Here is a 19,008-nt window from a genome sequence, read left to right on the forward strand (position 1 = left end):
GCTTTGCAACTTTTGCTTTAAAAAGGTTAAATGTCACTTAAATTTTCCATCCAAAGAAAAAGCTTAGTAGAAGAGTCCGGATTTTCAGTCAAAGTAGAAGATCATCATGGAGCTCCTCTTTCAAAATTTTCCTCCTTGCTTGCTCTAGCCGTCGGAAAAGAGAAAGTAGAACAAGAGGTGCTGCATTTTTTAGCAAAAGAGGGCACCCCTTCCGAAAATAATCCTTGGATCATAAAAATTTCTAACCTTTCTTCTTTAAAAGCCTTAAAGCTTTTAGCAGCTACAGGAAGTCTATTTTTTGATAATCGGGCGTTGATTACCGATTTTTTCACTCCTGTGGAGTTTTATTACGTGGTGGAGGAGGCCTCAGAAGTAGCCGTTTCGGGTAAACTTAAGACGTCTCAAGAGGAATTTGATATTCGAGAGTGTGATTTTGTGACGGGAGGCCCTCCGCACTGGTTTATTAGAGGAAATTTTTTGCGCCTCATCTCGACAGAGGTTTCCTGGAAAAATTTGCAGAAAATGTTGATTAAGCCCTCCCCAGAATGGGTAAAAAACTTTTTAAAAGAGTTTCGAGAAGACAGCAGGCTAGAAGAAGCAAAAATCCTTTTTCAAAATGAATCCCTTGCTCTTTTTCAAGAAGTGTCGCCTCTCCCTTGCCTAATTTTAAAAGATCGATGGGGTTCATTTGCGGATTTGTGGATGTGCTATGGAGAAAGCAGGATTCAGTATGGAGAAAGGAGTTGTTCTTCCATTCCACGAGATCTCAAAACAGAGAGCTTATGGGAGGGAGATTTACTCGAGACAGGTTTTCAAAAAAAGCAGGTAGGGACCTCTCAATACTATTGTCCCTTGGAAGAGGTTCCTAAAAGCCTCAGCTTTCTTTTAGAGTTAGGCTGGACAGTATGGGATTTTCGAGGGCAGAGAGTGGTAAATTACTCGAGTGGAACTTTAGACTTGCAAACAGGCCATAAAGAAATTTTGATTCGGGGGAAATTGCGCTTTGAAAATTATGAAGCTGATTTAGGGGCTGTGGTGGGGGCTTTTAATCGCCGAGAAAACTTTGTCACGATTGGCTCTGGGGTAGTGGGATTGTTGCCTCAGAATTTTAATAAAAGTGGCCTGTCTGATTTAGCAGAAGAAGGAGAAATTGTGGCGGGAGGCATTAAAACGAAAAAAAGTCATTTTGGCTCTCTTGTAGATTTATTTGACTCTCCTTACTCCATTTCCACAGACCGCTCTTTTGCGCAACTTCGGCAAGGTTTACTGAACTTAAATGAAGCGACACCTTTACCTTTAGTAAATTTTACCGGAAGTTTGCGTCCTTACCAAGAAGCAGGGGTAAAGTGGCTAAAATTTTTGTTCGAGCATAATTTTCATGGAGTTTTAGCAGATGATATGGGATTAGGCAAAACGGTGCAGGTTTTAGCTTTTTTATCGATGTTAGACCCTACGATGCCTGTTTTGATTGTTTTGCCGACTTCTTTGATTTTTAATTGGAAAAGAGAAATAGAGAAATTTTTAAAAAAACAAAGTCTCTTTATTTATCATGGTGGCGATCGCCTTAAGCAATGGGAGGCGTGGGACAAAAAAGGGATTATTCTGACCTCCTATGCGACTCTAAGGATCGATCTGCCCTTTTTTAAGGAGATCGATTTCCAAGCAATTGTTTTAGATGAAGCCCAAGCGATTAAGAATGCGCATACTTTGACGGCTCAATCCTTGATTCAACTAAAAGCTCGATTTCGATTATCCCTTACAGGAACTCCTATTGAGAATCATCTGGGGGAATTATGGTCCCAATTTCGCTTTTTAATGCCTGAACTTTTGGGGAGTGAAAAAGACTTTCAACACGATTTGCAAGCTTCTGAAGGAGACTTAAGGTATTTACAGAGAATTAAAAAGAAAATTCGCCCCTTCCTGATGCGTCGAAAAAAAGAAGAAGTTGCAAAGGACTTACCCGCCAAAATCGAACAAAGAGTATGGGTTGAAATGGGTGCTGAGCAACGGCAAGTTTATGAAGATTATTTGAGTGGCATACGGGGTAATTTGTTTAAAAAGGTTAAGCTGGATGGGATTTCAAAACATCGCATGGAAGTTTTAGAAGCTATTTTGCGCTTGCGCCAGATTTGTTGCCATCCGCTTTTAGTGACAGCTCAAGAAGGGACATATGCAGCCAGTGCAAAATTGGAGGTATTGATCCAAGATTTAGAAACATTAGCGGAAGAGGGAAAAAAAGCTCTGGTATACAGCCAATTTACACGCATGCTTGGATTGATTGCTAAAGAATTACAAAAAAAAGGATGGCGGTTTGTTTATTTAGATGGCAATACGCTGAATCGGGAGAAAGTGGTGACCCAATTTCAGGAAGACCCCTCGATCTCTTTTTTTCTCATCAGCTTAAAAGCAGGTGGGGTGGGATTAAATTTGACCTCGGCTGATTATGTCTATTTGTTTGATCCTTGGTGGAATGAAGCCATTGAAAATCAGGCGATTGACCGCGCTCATAGGATTGGACGCCAAGCTACCGTAATTGCTAAGCGGCTGATTACCCTCGAAAGCATTGAGGAGAAAATTTTAAAATTAAAAGAAAACAAGCGCCAAATGATTGAAAATCTATTTGACGACTCTGATAGCCAATCTCCGTTATCCGCAGAAGACTTTCAGTTTTTACTTTCTTGAAGGGGCATAAGCTCTTGCAAAAAAGCAGGCGCACTAGATGCTTGTCATACAAATAGTGCGCAAGAGTTTACGATTTGTTTTTCGGAATAGCCTCTAAAAACTGCTTGCGGTAACTTTCTTCTTCAAAAAGGCCTCCAAAGTCGCTTGTGCGGGTTAAACTATCCTGATCCTCTACTCCTCTTATTTTTACACAAAAATGGGTCGCTTCTAACACAACGGCTACATCGGGAGTATTTAAGATAGAACATAGACATTCTTTAATTTGTCTAGTCAGCCTTTCTTGTACTTGTGGTCTTCTCGCAAAATAATGGGCGATTCGATTGAGTTTGGAGAGGCCAATGACTCGATCATTTGGGATATAAGCAATATGGCAATAACCTAAAATGGGAACGAAGTGGTGTTCACACATACTATTTATGCGAATATGAGACTCAAGTAGCATATTTCGATAATTAAATTTGTTTTCCTGAGTGGTAATTTTGGGGAAATTATGGGGGTTTAACCCAGGAAACAGCTCCTTCACTAGCATCTTGGCATAGCGATGAGGAGTTTTATTAATGGAATCGTCTTCGAGATCCATTCCAAGAGTTAAAAGGATTTTTTCGAAATAATATTCGATTTTTTTTATTTTTTCCTCATCCGTTAATTGATTGTCATTCCAGGGATAAGGAATTTCATCCCACGTATCATTCATATGGGCATTGATAAATGGATTTGAGAATACTTTTTCATCTAATTCTAGCATTTTACACCTTCTTATAAATAGGCTTCTACATAGCAATTATCTGTCTCATATAATGTGACTTTTGTAATTGTCACCCCCGTCCCCTCAAGCATAAGGGGCCCGATTTCCCGGAGTATATATTCTGCCATATTCTCGGCGGTTGGGTTAAACTTGCAGATAAAAGGTTCCTTTTTTCTTGGGATATTACGCAGCATTTCCACGACTTTCTCGTCTCGCTCATACACTAAGAAGTTATGATCCCAATATTCCTCAATCCAAGATCCAATACGATCTTTTAAAACTGAGAAATCAATGATTCTTCCCAAAGAGTCTAAGTGAGGCGCTTCAGCAGCGAGGTGGATATAGTAGTTATGCCCGTGCACTGTTGCACATTTACCTTCATGATCCATGACTCGATGCCCCGCACAAAAATGCAACTTTCGAATACATTTGATTGTATTTTTCACAAAAACCTGTTGGTTATTCATCTTGAGCTCAAGTTCATAAAAAAAACAATGGAAGTGAGTCCAAGTTACCAAGGTTTTCCAATTCAATCAATAAAAATTTCTCCAATTTAAACTAAATAATCATTAAAGTTTGCGAAGAAATACCTAAAGTGAAATGAATTATTTCATTTTCGACTTATTTGATCTACAAAATTTTTGCTTACTATAAGTAAATGGATGTAAAAATCCTCAAATTAGGGGATTCATGCCTCTTAGCTTATAGCCCAATCTTTGACGAATATTTGAGAAGGGAGCATGCTCCTTTTCCAATTAGTCGGACAAAAAATTGGGGTATCAAATAAAGCTTAAAGAAATTAAACCATTTGATGCGAAAAAGAAAAACAAAATCAAAAATTTAAATCAACCAAAAAACGTATAAAATTTATAAAAAGAGGAAAAGGAGGTAAAAAAAGATAAAATTAAAGAAAAAATTTGGTTTTGTGTCTCTTTATTAAAGACAAATTTAGCAAATAAAATTGTTTTGCTTGAGAGTTTTTATAGAAACGGGAGAAGATAAGTGTTTTCAACACAAAAGGACAAGGGTGAAGAATGTGGAATAATTGGTGTCTCAAAGGTCTATTAATTGTGGGAATTTTTGGATGGTCATCTTGCTTGCTATATGGAGAAGATTCTTCTTCTTATACCCTTATAAAAGATCGAGCAAAAATCCCTCTCTTGACTCCCACCTTTTTTGAAAGGAAAACACTAAAGATTCGCTTAAAGAATGGCTTAGAAGCTTACCTCATTTCTGATCCTTTAGCAGCAAAATCAGGGGCTGCTTTAAGTGTAAAAGTAGGGAGCTGGGAAGACCCAAAAGAGTACCCAGGGATTGCCCATTTTCTCGAGCATATGTTGTTTTTAGGAACAAAAAAATATCCTATTGAATCTGAATATAGCCGTTTTATCAGCGAAAATGGGGGAACTTACAACGCTTTTACTGCTAATAATGCTACGGGTTATTTATTTACCATTAATAATCCCGCTTTTGATCAAGCTGTGGATCGTTTTGTTCAATTTTTCAAAGAACCCCTTTTCAATCCTTCTGGAGTAGAGAGAGAACTGAAAGCAATCGATCAAGAATACGCTAAAAATTTAGAGAATGATGATTTTCGATTTTTATTTGTACGCAAAGCTTTACAAAACCCCGAGCACCCCAATTCTAAATTTAACATCGGGAACAGCGAAACTTTAAAAAATGTGACGCGCGAAACCCTTATCTCGTGGTATCAGACTCATTACAGCGCTAATTTGATGAAATTGATCCTCTATTCAAACCAACCTCTCGAAAAACTTACGCAGCTAGCAGTCCAAAACTTTTCTGACATTCCCAATTTGCGTAAAATACCCTTTAGTACCGTCCTGCCAGCTTTCTTACCTGCTAATCGGGGTAAAATGATTTATGAAGAGCCTCTTAAAAATCTCCGTTCGATTACATTGCTGTGGGAGTTACCTGCCAAGTTTGCAGAGATGCAAGATGGAAAACCTGAGGATATTGTATGCTTCATTTTAGGGCATGAGGGGCAAAAAAGTCTTCTTGCCCAGCTAAAAAGAGAAAAGCTTGCAGAAGGATTGCGCTGCGGGGGAGTAAAATCAGGTGAAAAACTCTTTGAATTTTATCTAGAGGTAGACTTAACTCAAGAGGGGCTGCAAAAAATTAACACGGTCATCTTGCGTTGTTTCCAAGCAATTGCTACTCTCGCAGCAAAAGGCGTTCCTGAATATATATTTGATGAAGTAAAGCGCTCAGAAACATTAAACTACCAATACCAATCGAGAGAAGATGAATTCCTCCAACTTATGCAACACATCCAATGGATTATTCATGAGCCTTTGGAAACCTATCCAGAAAAGTCGCAAATCATTACTTCCTACCAGCCAGATTTGATTCAAGAATTTTTAAGTGCCTTGACGCCAGAAAATTGTGAAATGCATGTGATTGCGCCTTCGGAAGAAACGCAAGTGCCACCTGACCAAAAGGAAAAATGGTTGGGAGCTCCCTTTGCCATACGTTCCATCCCAGAAGAAGTTTTGAAAGAATGGAAGGATGCTGAGCCCCATCCTGCTATAGAGGCCCCTGAACCTAATCCATTTATCCCTCATCATTTAGGAATTCAAAATCCCAAAGTTAAATTGCAGGATTCAGCTTACCTTCCTCAGCCTACGAAAATTCTAGATAATCAGAAGGCAACTGTCTATTTTGCCCCCGATGAACGTTATCAAGAACCAAAAGTTTACTGGTTTTTTCAATTTCGCACGCCGGAGGTGATGATGGACGATCCCGTGAAAATCGCAATGGCAGATTTAGCGGTAAAAAGTGTAACGGAAACCTTAAATCCCTTAAGTTATACAGCAAAATTAGCGGGACTGAACTATACAATCAATCAAGAGTGGAATGGGATTTCTGTCACATTAGATGGGTACAGTGAGAATGCTCTTAAGCTTTTTGAAACAATTTTAGACGCTTTAAAAAATGGGCAAACAACAAAAGAAAACTTTAATCTTTATAAAGATATGTTATTGCGTCAGTACTTGAATTTCAATTGCGAAATGCCGATTAAACAAGCTTTTGAATGGTTGAAAGAGGTTTTGTATAAAAGTTTTACTATGCAAAAACAAAAAGCTGCGGCGATTCAAAACGTGACTTATGAGCAATTTAATGCTTATCGGAAAAAGCTCTTTGAACAAGTCTTTATTGAAGGAGTTTTGTATGGAAATATGTCCCTAGGCGAGGCAGAAAAATGTGCAAGAACCGTTTCAGAACAGTTTTCCGGCGAAACTTATCTGAAAAACGAGCGTCCAGAGGTAGAAGTTATCGCCTTGTCTAACCAAGAAGGCCCTTTTTATATCGATTGTGAAACAAGCTCGCAAGGCAATGCGGTGATACTAGCTATAGAGAGCGAACCCTTTTCCTTAACCTCGCGCGCTGCCCAGCAAGTTTTAATGCAGTCCATGAAAGAATCCTTCTTTTCTACCCTGCGCACAAAGCAGCAAACAGGTTACATTGTATCCTCCTCAGCAGAGGAAATTAAACACCATCTGTTCAACTTTTTTGCGGTGCAATCCAATACGCATAATCCCCGGGATCTACTCGCGCGTTTTGAACTATTTATCGAAGATTTCTTACAAGAATTAAAAAGATCTGAGCTGCGTGAAGAGCAATTTTTAGCGATTAAATCTTCTTTATTAGCTGATTTGCAAGAACCGCCGAAAAGCCTTGTAGAGATGGGCAAAGTATTGAAATGGATGGTAACAGACTACCAAGCTGATTTCCAATGGATAGATAAAAGGATTCATGCTTTGCAAGCTCTCACTTATGAAGAATGCCTCGATTATGCGAATTCTGTGCTTAGTAAAAAAAACAAAAGGCGTTTGGGTATTCTTTTAAAAGGAGCCCAACCGGATGGAAGCATTCTGGATTATAAGCCGATCAGTTCTGTAAAAGAATTAAAGCAACAGAGCACGTATACGTCTGCTGAAGAAGCTCTCTAACCCTGCGTTTTAAGTTATAAGGTAGAACCGAAAGCCTGAGGATGGCTTTCGGCAATTTAATAGGCGTAGAGGAGTTGCTCTGATGAAGAGGGATTAAAGCCACTTGCTGGGATTTTTCTGACAAGCCTTAAACCTAAATAGGCTGCTTGTGCACAGAGCTTCAATGCTTGTTCAGATGTATACTCGGAGACAGAGCTATCGTTGTGATAAAAATAGCGTCCGTCGAGGGTTTTTTCGACACAGGTGTAATGTCCTCCCCCTTCTCCTCCATGGTGGATAATGGCAGTAGCAATTTCATATACGCAAATGCACTTTTGCATGATAGCTAAAGTTTTGCCATCTTTCAAAACTCCAATTTGTCCGGGGTCATGCTCCATTAATTCTAAGGTGCCACATTCATCCACTTGAATACTGCGCGTATTCTTTTTCATTCTCCCTTGTGCATCCAAAAGATTTCTTTGAAGATTGATATAGAGATGTTCGGGGAGATTAATAAATATCTGCTTGAGCAGATAAGATTTTTCAATGTGGGTTGCTTGCAGGGTCGTGAGGTCAAAATCAGATGGAACGTCAATCGCATGGGCGTGTTCGTTATAATAATATTGGCCAATATCTAGCCGTTCTAATTTATTTGCTTCCTCAGGTGTAAAAGTTAGAGTAACGGTAGGGGTGCCAAAATGTTTTAAAGAGGCATATTTAATCATTTCAGGTCCCGGCCCTTGAAATTCATACAGATTAAGAGAGCGAAGTAATCTTCTTTTCGTCTCTTTAGTGGGATTGTCTTGATCGATTCCCTCTGTATTTGGCCACCCAAAACGAGCTTGAATCAAATTTAATGCCTCCGCGGCTTCTTGCTGTTCTAATTTATGAATATTTTGCTCAGGCATTAAAATAGGAAGGGCGTCAACTAAACGTAGGCAGAGGTTTATATCAAGCTTGCCTGTGGATTGTGTGCGAAGTTGATAGATCACTACTTTTAAGGTGCGTTGTAGTTCTTGAATTTGTTGGGTTTGGTGTTGAATTAATGCTCTTTTTACCTCTTCTTTAGCATTGGCAGGGATTCCAAAAGAGAAGGGAGGAAACTCTTTTTGATTATAAATTTCATCAAAGTTTGGATCACATGCAAGCATCTTTAAAACGGCGTTGAGCCAGCAGGTATTTCCCACGTTTGGTATTCCTACCGTGATACCTGTTGCTGGGGGAGGGGGCAAGGGGCCTGGATCTGGCAATAAAGATTGGGTATTTGATGAAGGTGGAATTGGAGAAGGGGGGGTGGGGGAAGGGGACCCTAATTTTTTAATCTTTTGGTTGATTTTTTTTTGTTTTAAATAGGCCAACATAGGCATGATGACCAGGATATTGAGGCCAAAAGAGGGTAAAAGGGTTAAACCCAAGAGGGTAATAATCGTCACTTTTGCTTTTTTGCTAAAACCAGCTGTTACTGTGCGAGTTGTTCCATCAGGCATCTGAAGGTTGGCTTTAATTGTAAAGGGTGTTTTCCAATGTTGTTTAGAAAAAAGAGTGTGAATGGTATTAATTTCTGCCATAAATAAACATCCTTATAAGATAAATATTCTTGTAAAAATGCCTTCTATTATATGGAAACTTGTTATTTTAAAGTAACGTCAAATTTTTTTTTAATTTTGATGGAGCCCTTAAATATTGCAGAAATGGCATAAAAAGGACTACTTAGGGGAAAAGCAGGAGGATTGCCGTTCATTTTGGCGCTTTTCTTTAGCTTTCCGAAGATTTTCTTTAGATTTTTGAAGGGCTTCTTTAAATTGTGGAGACAAAAAGAAAAGTCTCATTATTTTTTTTGTTTCTTTCGATCCTCCGAACTTTTTTCGAATTTCTCTCAACAGAGGGGGAAGATTGGGGTCGATTTTTGCAGAAGCTTCATAGTGGCGCAGGGCCTGCAAAAGCGCTTGTTCGCGATCCCACGCAGACCAGCTTTTATAAATTTTATTTGCAAGACGTTGGGCCTGCTTAATTGCTTGGGTGGACACGAAGCCCCTGTTTTGCAAATTTTCGGCAATCAGAATAAATAACATCCCGCGAAAGGCTGTTTTAAGACCCGCCCAGGCACATATTCCTTTTTCGTAATTTTTATATTTAAAATTGAGGATTTTTTGAGCTTTTAAATTTTGATAAAGCTGGATCGTTTCCTGGTGAGCCTCCCCCAAGGAGGGTTTAGTTTGCGCTTGCTCTAAGGCTTGTATGTTTAGCTGCTCGATTGCATAAATTTGGATCCCCGGAGGAGATTCTTCTTCAAATTGAGCACCTCGGTTACATTCAAGAAACACTTTTTTATAGGCTAGCCGGTAAAGGGCGTGAGTATTCCAGCCTGCTGAAATCAATATAATTTTTCCTTGCTCGTATCTTGCCAAGCGACTTGTATGAATGGAGGGGTGGTCTGTGCGAGCCTCTTTTGCGGCCTGTTCAAAGGCATCCAGGACTTGTTGCCGAGCCTCTGCTGTTAATTCGGAATAATGCTCAGGGAAATGTTTAAAAAAGGCGCGAAGAGATTCGAACATTTCTGAAAGCGTTTGGATAGGGTGAAACGATTCCAAGCTCTGATTTTCTTGCACACTTACATCGAACCGATGCGCCAAAAATTTTTGCCTAATCCAGTCTAAATACTCTTCTCGTTTTATCTCATGGCGATGAAAAGCCTCTAAATGATCCTTTTTTCCTTCTAATTCCAAGATATGATAAGCGCCTTTGGGGGAATTAAGTTGTAGATCTAGCTTTTTATTTTTAATAAATAATTCCAAAACTTCTGGAGACGCATTGGCAAGCAAGATTTTGCGGAAGGATTCGCGCATTTCCCCCCTTTCATCTAGGTAGGGAAACCCTGCGTCAATCAAGGCACCCATCAGATCGGAGTTAGAAGAGCGCAAAGCAGCCTTTAAAGGAAGACACTTCCTGAAACAAGTCGTGGGGTTAGCTTTAAATTCTGCGAGTAGTTGGGTAAATAGAAGATCCCCCTTTTTGATAGAAGGCGGTTTTTTGGGAGGAGGAGGAGGGGGGTGTGGAATAGCGGCAGGTTTTACTTTAAAAGCTTGAAATTGAGGAAACTTTTTAAGCACAGGATTGCCATAAATATAGGTTCTGGGGATAAAAGTTTTTTTCTTGGGGAAAAGCGGGATAGCTTGAAATTGACCCAGGCGGAGAAGGTTGTCAATTTTGCTTTTATTAATCCAAATTCCGGTGAGCATAAAATGCCAAATGCGATTGATTTTCTCTCGCAAGAGGCTGGTTGAGGGAGAGCGGAAAAAAGTGGGAAGTTGGGAAAGTTTAACGCCTAAAGCAGACTGTACATAAGAGGGATTTAATTTTGCGCAGTTAAGGAAAATATCCGACATCTTATTTACTCCTTTTTAAGGCCATAATAAGAGAAATAGGAAATATATTTAAGTTGAATTATAAAAGGGGAGCCGGATTTTGAATAAGGGTAGCGTAATAGTGGGAAAAAGCGGCGGCCATATCCCCATCGATGATTCGGTGATCAAAGCTCCAAGATAAATTCAAAGTATCCCGCAATTCTAAAGATCCGTTGATAACAAGCGGTTGCTTTTGAATCTTTGAGACAGCTAGGATCGCTGCTTCAGGGTAGTTAATAATGGGGGTAGCCCACAAACCTCCTCCTCCTAACACCCCAAAATTACTAATTGTGATGGTGGAATCTTTCATATCGTTGGGAGAAAGGCGATTTTGGACAGCTCGGTTTTTTAGTTGTTCGTATGCTCTGACGATTTGGGCTAAGGACATCTTCTCCACATGTTTGAGGACAGCCACAATAAGCCCTAATTTTGTGGCCATGGCAATCCCGATATTGTGTGGTTGATGAATGCGGAGGTGTTGATTTTCGGGTTCTAAAGAGCTATTAAAGAGGGGGTATTGCTTCAGAGTTAAAGAAAGAGCTCGAATCAAAAAAGGCATGTAGGTGACATGGATTTTTTCTTTAGCTGCCTCTTCTTTTACTTTTTGGCGAAGTTTAACCAAACGGGTGGCTTCCACTTGTTCGAAATAAGAAAAATGGGGAATGAAACGTTTGGAAAGGGCCATCTTTTGAGCCATTAGCTGCCGAATACCTATCAGGGGCTCGATCTGATCGTCTGGAAAAGCAAGGGGAGGAACGGCTTTTGCCTGAGAGTGAGAATAATGGCGTTTAATATCCTCAAACGTGACTTCCCCATGCGATCCGCTCCCTTGAATAAGGCTTAAGTCGAGTCCTAAATCGCGAGCTATCTTGCGGGTAGCTGGAGTAGCAAGTGCCTTCCCCTGTGCGCAAGTCGCAATTTTTGCTTCTGCTTTTTTTTGAACAAGGGGGAGATTTACAATCTGCTCACTCTTTTGTTGTGTGGGCAGGCAAGACAGAGCTTCATCCAGTTCAATATCGTATAGAGGTTTACCTCTAATGGCTATTTCTCCAGGTTGATAATATATTTTTACAAGCTTTCCAGGATAGGGAGCGGGAAGCTCCACCGTGGCCTTATCTGTCATGACAATGACAACAGGTTCATCTTGCTCAAGCTTGGTATTTAATTCTTTTATCCATTCGATGACTTCCCCTTCTACTACACCTTCTCCAATATCGGGAAGCGTTACTGTAAATATTTTTTCCATCATGGCCTCGGCTTAATAATGCATGGTTTCGAGAACGGCTTGGATTACGCGATGAGCATCGGGTAAATAGGCGTGTTCAAGCGTATGAGGAAAGGGAGTGTCTAAGCCACAACATCTCTTTATAGGCGCTTGTAGGCTTAAAAAACATTGTTCCATAATTGTGGCAGCAATCTCGGCTCCAAATCCCGCTGTTAAGGGGGCTTCGTGCGCGACAACACAGCGACCTGTCTTTTGGACAGAGTTGACAATACAGGGAATATCCAGGGGGTTCAAGGTACGTAAGTTGATGACTTCTACATCTATATGGTGTTCTTGGGCAAGTTTATGGGCTGCCTCCATATTTTGTTGGTGTTGCGCCCCCCACCCAATTAAGGTCACCTCTTTTCCCATCCTGGCAATGGCCGCTTTCCCTATGGGAATAGTATATTCTTCTGCAGGGACCTCTTCTTTTATCGCTCGATATAGACGCTTGGGTTCAAAGAAAATGACAGGATCTTTTGAATGAATAGCTGCAGTTAAAAGGCCCTTTGCATCATAGGGTGAAGAGGCAAAAATGACCACAAGCCCAGGAATAGACAAAAATTGGGTTTCAGGAGATTGAGAATGGTAATGTCCCCCATGGATTCCTCCTCCGTATGGTGTGCGGATCACTAAGGATGCAGTGTATTGCCCGGCCGTGCGGTAGCGCATTTTAGCGAGCTCATTCACAATTTGGTCATAAGCGGGAAAAATGTAATCGGCAAATTGGATTTCACAAATAGGTTTTAAGCCCTTCTGGGCCATCCCTATCCCCACTCCAATAATTCCTTGTTCGGCAAGAGGGGTGTTAAAACAACGGTCATCCCCAAAAGCTTCGTGTAGGCCAGCGGTTACGCGGAAAACGCCCCCAAACGGACCCACATCTTCGCCAAATGTCACCAAACGGTCCTCTTTGGCAAATTGTTGATGCAAGGTTTGATTTAACGCTTGGATAAGGTTCATTTCGGGCATGGATCTATCCTCTTTCCCCATACAATTGGTTGATAGCTTGGAATTCTTCTTTTAAGCGTTGCGGGATTTCAAAATAAACGTCTCTAATTAAAGAGGAGAGGGGAGGGGGTTCAGTTTTTTTAGCCGTTTCGATAGCCTCATCGATCTCTTTTTTGCTTTTAGCAAGAAAAGCTTCTTCTTTTTGAGTATTCCAAAGTTTTTTTGATTCCAGATATAAGCGCAATCTGCGAATGGGGCATTTAGTTTCCCAGGCTTTAGCTTCCTCTTCCGCACGGTAACGGCTAGGATCATCTGAAGTGGAATGAGCTCCTAGCCGATAAGTCATAGCTTCAATCAAAATGGGGCCTTTTCCTTCTAGGCAAAGTTGTTTCGCTTTAGACACTGTTTCATGGATAGCAAAAAAATCGTTTCCATCCACCCGAAAAGCTTGAACTCCATAGCCAATTCCTTTGGGATAAATGCCGTCAGAGGCAAATTGATTTGCGCAAGGAGTTGAAATGGCATACCCATTATTGCGGCAAAAGAAAATAGCGGGCACCTTCCGTACCGCTGCAAAATTGAGGCCCACATGAAAATCTCCTTCAGATGTTGCTCCTTCACCAAAGTAAGCAATCGCAATGGCTTTTTCTTGGTGTATTTTCATTGCATAGGCACAACCGGCTGCGTGGGGAATTTGTGTCCCAATAGGAGAGGAAACGGGAACAACATTTAAGGCTTTGGATCCAAAGTGATTTGGCATCTGCCTACCAAGAATCATGTCCTCGTTATTGCCAAACATATGGTGTAAATATTGTTGAACGGTGTATCCCCTCCAAAACATGACCCCCACTTCCCGGTATTGAGGATACATCCAATCTTCCATACTTAAAGCTGCTGCGCTAGCTACGGCACAAGCTTCTTCCCCTGAGGAGCTTAATGCAAATGACACGCTACCTTGGCGTTGAAGAGTAATCATCCGTTCATCAATACTGCGCGTCAAAAGCATTGTTTCGTAACCGCGGACTAATACCTCCTCGGGTATAGAATGCTGACACTCTCTAGATAGAACGCCATTTTCATTTAAATAGGAAATTGTGGAGATTTGCATGTCGTTTTTAAATGTCCTTTTTTATAAACACGCTAAAAAATAACCGATTTTTATTATTCGCACAAGAGTGGGAACTGCTCGCTTGAACCTTTCGATGGCTGGAACCAGAGGGGATTGCGCCACGCTTCCCTTCATTTTAAAAAATCTTGAAAGATTTCTAACGCTTATGCTACACCAAAAGACTCTTTTAACTTTCCACAATGAGAAGACTAGATGTACATTAGTTATAATAAGGTCCGTATGCATGATACCGATATGGCGGGAATTTTGTATTTTCCACGCCAATTTCGATTTGCGCATGATGCTTTAGAAGATTGGGCGGAATCAGAGGGGCTGGGATTTAATCAAGTTTTCCATCACGAAAACTTTATCTTTGTGATTGTGCATGCGGAAGCGGACTATCTGGCCTCCTTGCAGGTAGGCAATAAGCTCGAAGTGCACCTTAATATTGAACGAGTGGGAACAAGCTCGTTTAGTGTAGTTTATCGCATTTACAAAGAAGATAAAGAATTAGTCGGCACAGCCAAGACTGTTCACGTGACATTAGATGCAACCACGCGAAAGAAAATTGAAATTCCTTTGCAATTCAGATCCATTTTAGAAAAGCATTTGGTTAGGTGAATACTAATTCCATTTGCTCTGAAAATAAGGTGATCTCTCAGGCGGTTGATGGCTAAAAACTCCAGAAAGATCTGAGTAGATAGGAAAGTAACTTAAATTGTCTAATTGAAGAAGGGGGCCTTTAAGCATTTCTCTTCTGGCTGCATTTTCAGCTGTTTCCCCTATTCAACCTTTTCAACAGAAATTGCCTTGCCAAGTGGGACTTTCCCCTTTCGATTCATGCAATCCTTTGAATTGCCTATCTTTATGCACTTCAATCGCCCTCTTTTAACTTTGGCCGTTAAATTCCACTCTCTTCCATAAGAAAGGTAAAAGTGCCCTCTAATTGCCTAGTTATGAGTTTTTTAAAAATTTGTATTTATCTTTTTTTGTAAAAATGTCAAAAAAAAATAAGCAATAAGCATCAACCATTGGGGCAAGTTTTTATGTTTTCGAATCTAATTCCTAACGAGACCCGTTTTTTTGAGTTTTTTGAAAAGCTTGTCGATTTAACCTTGGAAGCTACGCAAAAATTTTACACCCTTGTCAAAGATAACGAAGATCCCAAGCATTACTCTCTCTCTATTCAAGCTCTTGAACATAAGGCAGATGAGTTAACCCAAGCCTGTATTGAGGATTTACACCAAACATTTTTAACCCCTATTAATCGAGAAGATATTCACAAGCTAATAACTTGGCTAGATGGGGTGATAGATGGAATTGAAGAAGCGGTTGAGTCGCTGATAATTTTTAAAATACGGGAAATGAGAGCCGATTTTGAGCACTTGGCCCGCATTCTTTTAATGTGCGTAGAAGAACTCTATAAGGCTATCAAACATTTGCGCTTTATGAAGCATACAGAAATCAAGCAACATTGTTCTGTCATTGATGCTTTAGAGGACGAAGGGGATATGACTTTCAGACATGCGATGGGGCGCCTTTTCGAGGAAGAGCTGGATCCTTTGTCTGTCATAAAGTGGAAAGAGATGTATGAAATCTTAGAAAAAACCATTGACCAATGTGAAGAAGTTGCCAATATCGTAGAAGGTATTTTAATGGAGAATTCTTGAAAATGATCTGGGTTATCGTCGCGGTTATTTGCGCTTTAATTTTTGACTTTGTCAATGGGGTGCATGACGCTGCTAATTCGATTGCAACGGCTGTCTCCACACGCGTTCTTAAGCCAAGGACAGCCATTTTTTGGGCTGCTGGTTTTAATTTTGCGGCCATTTTTTTATTTGTACCCCGTGTTGCTGAAACAATGTCTAAAATGGTCAAGATTGAGCCCAGCCAAAGCGACTATGTTTTGGTGGTTTTGATAGGAATTAGCAGCGCTATTTTATGGAATGCATTCACTTGGTTTTTGAGTATTCCTTCAAGCTCTTCCCATGCTTTAATTGGGGGGTATGCAGGGGCTGGGCTAGCACATGCAGGCTGGCATGTCCTAGATTGGGAGAAGTTAAGCGAGATCTTTTTCTTTATTGTGCTTGGACCTTTTCTAGGGTTTTTCGTGGGGTCGATTCTGATGGTTTGCCTGTGTAGGATTTTTTACCGATGCAGCCCTTCTCAACTGGAGAGAGGATTTCGAAAGGGACAGCTTATTTCAGCAGCTTTTTATTCATTAGCGCATGGGGCAAATGATGCCCAAAAGACTATGGGGATCATTTTAGCTATTTTGGTGGCAGCTGGTTTATTAGAACCTAATGTTAAGCTTTCTCTTTTCAATCTAGACACGCTTTGGATTATTCTTTTTTGCCAAGCGGCTCTCAGCTTGGGAACGGCTTTAGGGGGATGGCGTATTGTCAAAACGATGGGAATGAAAATAGCCAAGATTCGGGCTGCAGGGGGCTTTTGCGCAGAATCTGCTGGAGCAATGACTCTTTTTTTGGCTACCTCTTTAGGGGTTCCAGTATCTTCCACCCAAACCATGACGGGAGCCATTATGGGAGTAGGGTCTGTGGGAAAAAAGCTTTCCTCAATCAAATGGAAAATCGTTTTTCAAATGATGATAGCATGGATTTTAACCATTCCCAGCACGGCAGGGGTAGCAATTTGCCTTTCATTTTTGCACTTGCATGTTTTCGGTAAAAATGAGGGAATTCTCAAAGGTGCGGCGGCAATGCTTAACTAAACCTCGCCTAATTTTCTAAGCATAAAAACTTTAAGGCTAGTTCTCCCATTTAATTTTCTGCTTGAATCTTCCTATACGCCTACATAAAGCTCTCGAAAATAGTTTCGTGCTATCCCTTGCTGTATAGATTTTAAGCTATAAAAAAACACTCTCGGGATTTTTACAAGAAGCGGATATTAAAAATTAAAGAATTCCCCTTTTATTGTTAATTGTTTTGCTATCCTTTTGGTTTATCTAAAATGCTGAATTTTCTGGATTTTAATTTTCCTAATGTTTAAAAATGTATACCTATTCTAAAACTTCATACACCTGATTTTTAATGAGGAAATCATGATGAGAGAAACAAGCGGATTAAACTTGAATAAAGTTGCCCGATTTTTGGTCCTTGCCCTCCTTTTAGGGGTGGTAAGCCAGCAAAAAATTCACGCAAAAGTTTGGGGAAAGGTGGATTTTGGCCCAGCTTATGTGCATATCGATGTCTTGAATTCTAACCGCACTGTGAAAAGAATGGACCTGATTGCGTACAAAGCAGATGCCTCTATAATCGTTAAAGACGGCTGGTGTGTAAAGCCGAGCGTTTTGTATGGAGCAAACCAAGGGGATTTATTTACAGCAAGTTTAGGCGTTGGGCATTGTTTTCCTATTGGCGATAAATGGGTTCTAACCCCTGCTGTAGGGATTGGCTATTCTTTCACACGTACTACCTTTAAGATGCCTGTTCAAGGCTACAACTTCATTTTTAAAGAAAGATTTCGCTCCTATTCTCCCTATATCAGTATGGAAGCCACTTATCGTATCAGGCCTGATCTAAGAGTGTCTGGTCAAGTTCAGTACTCCTGGAGTCGTACGCATACCACCATTAAGCAACCGGCACTTAACCAACGGTTGAAAAGTAAAGATCACACGAGTGGCCCAAGTTATGCGGCGATGTTAGAATACGATTTGTCTGAAAAAGTTTCTATCAATGCCGGAGCAGCTTATAACCGTAGTCTGAGTGAAGAAAAGCACGGGATTCGCGGATATGGCGCTAAAGTTGGCCTAGCCTACTGGTTTTAGTGAAAAATTGCGCTCCCCAAAAGCTCGAAAGAGCTTTTGGGAAATTTTCTTTTTCTCATGACTATTAGCAGCAAATAAGCTATAGTGCTTTTTTGAGTTCTATTGTTAACGCTTAAAGGACGGTTGTCATGAGAATCGGGTTAGGTATACTCCTTTATCTCTCCATCTTCTTATCCTTTTTTGAGCACAGCTACGCTGAGCGCCTCATCTTGCATTTCGATTTAAAGGAAACGATCATCGCTTCAGATCGAGTTGCTGGAAAAACGGTAAAAGATACAATCAATCAGGCCCTGGCGTATAAGTACAAAGAAAAATGGAGCGAAACAGTCGCCGAGCCGATCTCTTATCAAGAATATGTCTATCGCTACCTTCTACCTGGAGATAAACAGAGTTCTCAACTTAAAGAAAAAAGACGCCAAAAACTTTTTCATTTTTTGGATTTTATTCAGGCCTCAGCCTATCCCATCAAAAATCAGGTTTTAGCTGAATATCGCTATTGTTTAAGCCAATTGGATTTTGCCGAGCTCCTTCAAATCTTCCCTTCTTTTTTTAAAATGATTCGACATTTGCAAAATCAAAGAATACCCTTTACTTTGCAAATTCGGGCTTTTGGGAATGAGTTACAACAGGTTGTGCAAGCTATTAATAAACAATTGGGATGTGATTTTATTAAAAATTATGCGCGCTTTGAAAATCGATCCCTGTTTCTTGAAAATAGGCCAAGGCCTATTACCTCGCTTCAAGAAATTTATCAATTTTTTAAAATATGCAGCACAGGTTTGCAAGATAAGAGAGAGGAATGGAACGTGCAGCGAGAAAATACAGCCCCGGAAAAATTATTTCCGATCGATTTGGAGGATCCTCATACGATTGCAATTTTCTTTGGGGGTCATACTCTTTCACTCGAGTCACAAAACAGCGTGCATTCGATTGATATCCGGTCTGGCCGCTCCTTATCTGCCCGAGATTTGATGCAGACACATAATCTAGTTATCGTCGACATGCTTCAGGCAATAGAAGATGATGATTATTTCATTAAACATGTGAGCCAAGCTTGTACTCATTCGATGAAACAAAAACGTTTAGAATTATTAAAACCCGTAGAATTTTAACA

General features: G+C 40.4%; 14 protein-coding genes. 7 read left to right on the forward strand and 7 right to left on the reverse strand.

The window, feature by feature from the left end; translation table 11 throughout:
• Positions 1-30 precede the first annotated feature (30 nt).
• Complete coding sequence (locus PARA125_RS02785) at positions 31-2,682, forward strand: DEAD/DEAH box helicase (protein WP_213157191.1); 2,652 nt, start codon at positions 31-33, stop codon at positions 2,680-2,682.
• Between the two features lie 67 nt (positions 2,683-2,749).
• Here the strand turns inward: PARA125_RS02785 and folE are convergent, their stop codons facing one another.
• Entirely contained in the window at positions 2,750-3,427 is a 678-nt protein-coding gene (gene folE / locus PARA125_RS02790; RefSeq protein WP_213157192.1) for a GTP cyclohydrolase I FolE, read from the reverse strand.
• Between the two features lie 11 nt (positions 3,428-3,438).
• Complete coding sequence (locus PARA125_RS02795; RefSeq protein ID WP_213157193.1) at positions 3,439-3,894, reverse strand: 6-pyruvoyl trahydropterin synthase family protein; 456 nt, start codon at positions 3,892-3,894, stop codon at positions 3,439-3,441.
• A gap of 567 nt (positions 3,895-4,461) precedes the next feature.
• On the opposite strand from PARA125_RS02795, the gene PARA125_RS02800 reads away from it, so the two are divergent.
• Positions 4,462-7,401, forward strand: coding sequence for an insulinase family protein (locus PARA125_RS02800; RefSeq protein WP_213157194.1), 2,940 nt, complete (start codon positions 4,462-4,464; stop codon positions 7,399-7,401).
• A 56-nt stretch (positions 7,402-7,457) separates the two neighbouring features.
• Here PARA125_RS02800 and PARA125_RS02805 read toward each other — a convergent pair whose 3' ends face one another.
• From PARA125_RS02805 to PARA125_RS02825, 5 genes are all read right to left on the reverse strand, one after another.
• Positions 7,458-8,948 carry a hypothetical protein gene (locus PARA125_RS02805; RefSeq protein ID WP_213157195.1) on the reverse strand — a complete coding sequence of 497 codons (1,491 nt, stop codon included), beginning with the start codon at positions 8,946-8,948 and terminating at the stop codon, positions 7,458-7,460.
• Positions 8,949-9,086: 138 nt separating this feature from the next.
• Positions 9,087-10,766 (reverse strand): hypothetical protein, encoded by a 1,680-nt coding sequence (locus PARA125_RS02810; RefSeq protein WP_213157196.1) that lies wholly within the window; start codon positions 10,764-10,766, stop codon positions 9,087-9,089.
• A gap of 58 nt (positions 10,767-10,824) precedes the next feature.
• Complete coding sequence (locus PARA125_RS02815) at positions 10,825-12,033, reverse strand: dihydrolipoamide acetyltransferase family protein (RefSeq protein ID WP_249274140.1); 1,209 nt, start codon at positions 12,031-12,033, stop codon at positions 10,825-10,827.
• Positions 12,034-12,042: 9 nt separating this feature from the next.
• Positions 12,043-13,020 (reverse strand): alpha-ketoacid dehydrogenase subunit beta, encoded by a 978-nt coding sequence (locus PARA125_RS02820; RefSeq protein ID WP_213157197.1) that lies wholly within the window; start codon positions 13,018-13,020, stop codon positions 12,043-12,045.
• 4 nt (positions 13,021-13,024) lie between these two features.
• On the reverse strand, positions 13,025-14,107 hold the full coding sequence (locus tag PARA125_RS02825) for a thiamine pyrophosphate-dependent dehydrogenase E1 component subunit alpha (RefSeq protein ID WP_213157198.1): 1,083 nt from the start codon (positions 14,105-14,107) through the stop codon (positions 13,025-13,027).
• 213 nt (positions 14,108-14,320) lie between these two features.
• Here PARA125_RS02825 and PARA125_RS02830 point away from each other — a divergent pair, with 213 nt between their 5' ends.
• From PARA125_RS02830 to PARA125_RS02850, 5 genes are all read left to right on the forward strand, one after another.
• Positions 14,321-14,728: an acyl-CoA thioesterase gene (locus PARA125_RS02830; RefSeq protein WP_213157199.1), complete on the forward strand. Its 408-nt coding sequence runs from the start codon at positions 14,321-14,323 to the stop codon at positions 14,726-14,728.
• 425 nt (positions 14,729-15,153) lie between these two features.
• Positions 15,154-15,777 (forward strand): DUF47 domain-containing protein, encoded by a 624-nt coding sequence (locus PARA125_RS02835; RefSeq protein WP_213157200.1) that lies wholly within the window; start codon positions 15,154-15,156, stop codon positions 15,775-15,777.
• 2 nt (positions 15,778-15,779) lie between these two features.
• Entirely contained in the window at positions 15,780-16,838 is a 1,059-nt protein-coding gene (locus tag PARA125_RS02840; protein WP_213157201.1) for an inorganic phosphate transporter, read from the forward strand.
• Positions 16,839-17,168: 330 nt separating this feature from the next.
• Positions 17,169-17,894, forward strand: a complete 726-nt coding sequence (locus PARA125_RS02845; RefSeq protein WP_249274141.1) for an outer membrane beta-barrel protein — start codon at positions 17,169-17,171, stop codon at positions 17,892-17,894.
• A 128-nt stretch (positions 17,895-18,022) separates the two neighbouring features.
• Entirely contained in the window at positions 18,023-19,006 is a 984-nt protein-coding gene (locus PARA125_RS02850) for a hypothetical protein (protein ID WP_213157202.1), read from the forward strand.
• Positions 19,007-19,008 lie beyond the last annotated feature (2 nt).

Origin of the sequence: Parachlamydia sp. AcF125 (genome assembly GCF_018342475.1) — a bacterium.
Classification (GTDB): Bacteria; Chlamydiota; Chlamydiia; order Chlamydiales; family Parachlamydiaceae; genus Parachlamydia.

What these genes read in the sequence shown, in the direction of transcription:
- PARA125_RS02845 (WP_249274141.1), top strand. Translation starts at nt 17,169, where the DNA reads ATGATGAGAGAAACAAGCGGATTAAACTTGAATAAAGTTGCCCGATTT.
- PARA125_RS02795 (WP_213157193.1), bottom strand. Translation starts at nt 3,894, where the DNA reads ATGAATAACCAACAGGTTTTTGTGAAAAATACAATCAAATGTATTCGA.
- PARA125_RS02835 (WP_213157200.1), top strand. Translation starts at nt 15,154, where the DNA reads ATGTTTTCGAATCTAATTCCTAACGAGACCCGTTTTTTTGAGTTTTTT.
- PARA125_RS02825 (WP_213157198.1), bottom strand. Translation starts at nt 14,107, where the DNA reads ATGCAAATCTCCACAATTTCCTATTTAAATGAAAATGGCGTTCTATCT.
- PARA125_RS02810 (WP_213157196.1), bottom strand. Translation starts at nt 10,766, where the DNA reads ATGTCGGATATTTTCCTTAACTGCGCAAAATTAAATCCCTCTTATGTA.
- PARA125_RS02800 (WP_213157194.1), top strand. Translation starts at nt 4,462, where the DNA reads ATGTGGAATAATTGGTGTCTCAAAGGTCTATTAATTGTGGGAATTTTT.
- PARA125_RS02785 (WP_213157191.1), top strand. Translation starts at nt 31, where the DNA reads ATGTCACTTAAATTTTCCATCCAAAGAAAAAGCTTAGTAGAAGAGTCC.
- PARA125_RS02830 (WP_213157199.1), top strand. Translation starts at nt 14,321, where the DNA reads ATGTACATTAGTTATAATAAGGTCCGTATGCATGATACCGATATGGCG.
- PARA125_RS02805 (WP_213157195.1), bottom strand. Translation starts at nt 8,948, where the DNA reads ATGGCAGAAATTAATACCATTCACACTCTTTTTTCTAAACAACATTGG.
- folE (WP_213157192.1), bottom strand. Translation starts at nt 3,427, where the DNA reads ATGCTAGAATTAGATGAAAAAGTATTCTCAAATCCATTTATCAATGCC.
- PARA125_RS02850 (WP_213157202.1), top strand. Translation starts at nt 18,023, where the DNA reads ATGAGAATCGGGTTAGGTATACTCCTTTATCTCTCCATCTTCTTATCC.
- PARA125_RS02815 (WP_249274140.1), bottom strand. Translation starts at nt 12,033, where the DNA reads ATGATGGAAAAAATATTTACAGTAACGCTTCCCGATATTGGAGAAGGT.
- PARA125_RS02820 (WP_213157197.1), bottom strand. Translation starts at nt 13,020, where the DNA reads ATGCCCGAAATGAACCTTATCCAAGCGTTAAATCAAACCTTGCATCAA.
- PARA125_RS02840 (WP_213157201.1), top strand. Translation starts at nt 15,780, where the DNA reads ATGATCTGGGTTATCGTCGCGGTTATTTGCGCTTTAATTTTTGACTTT.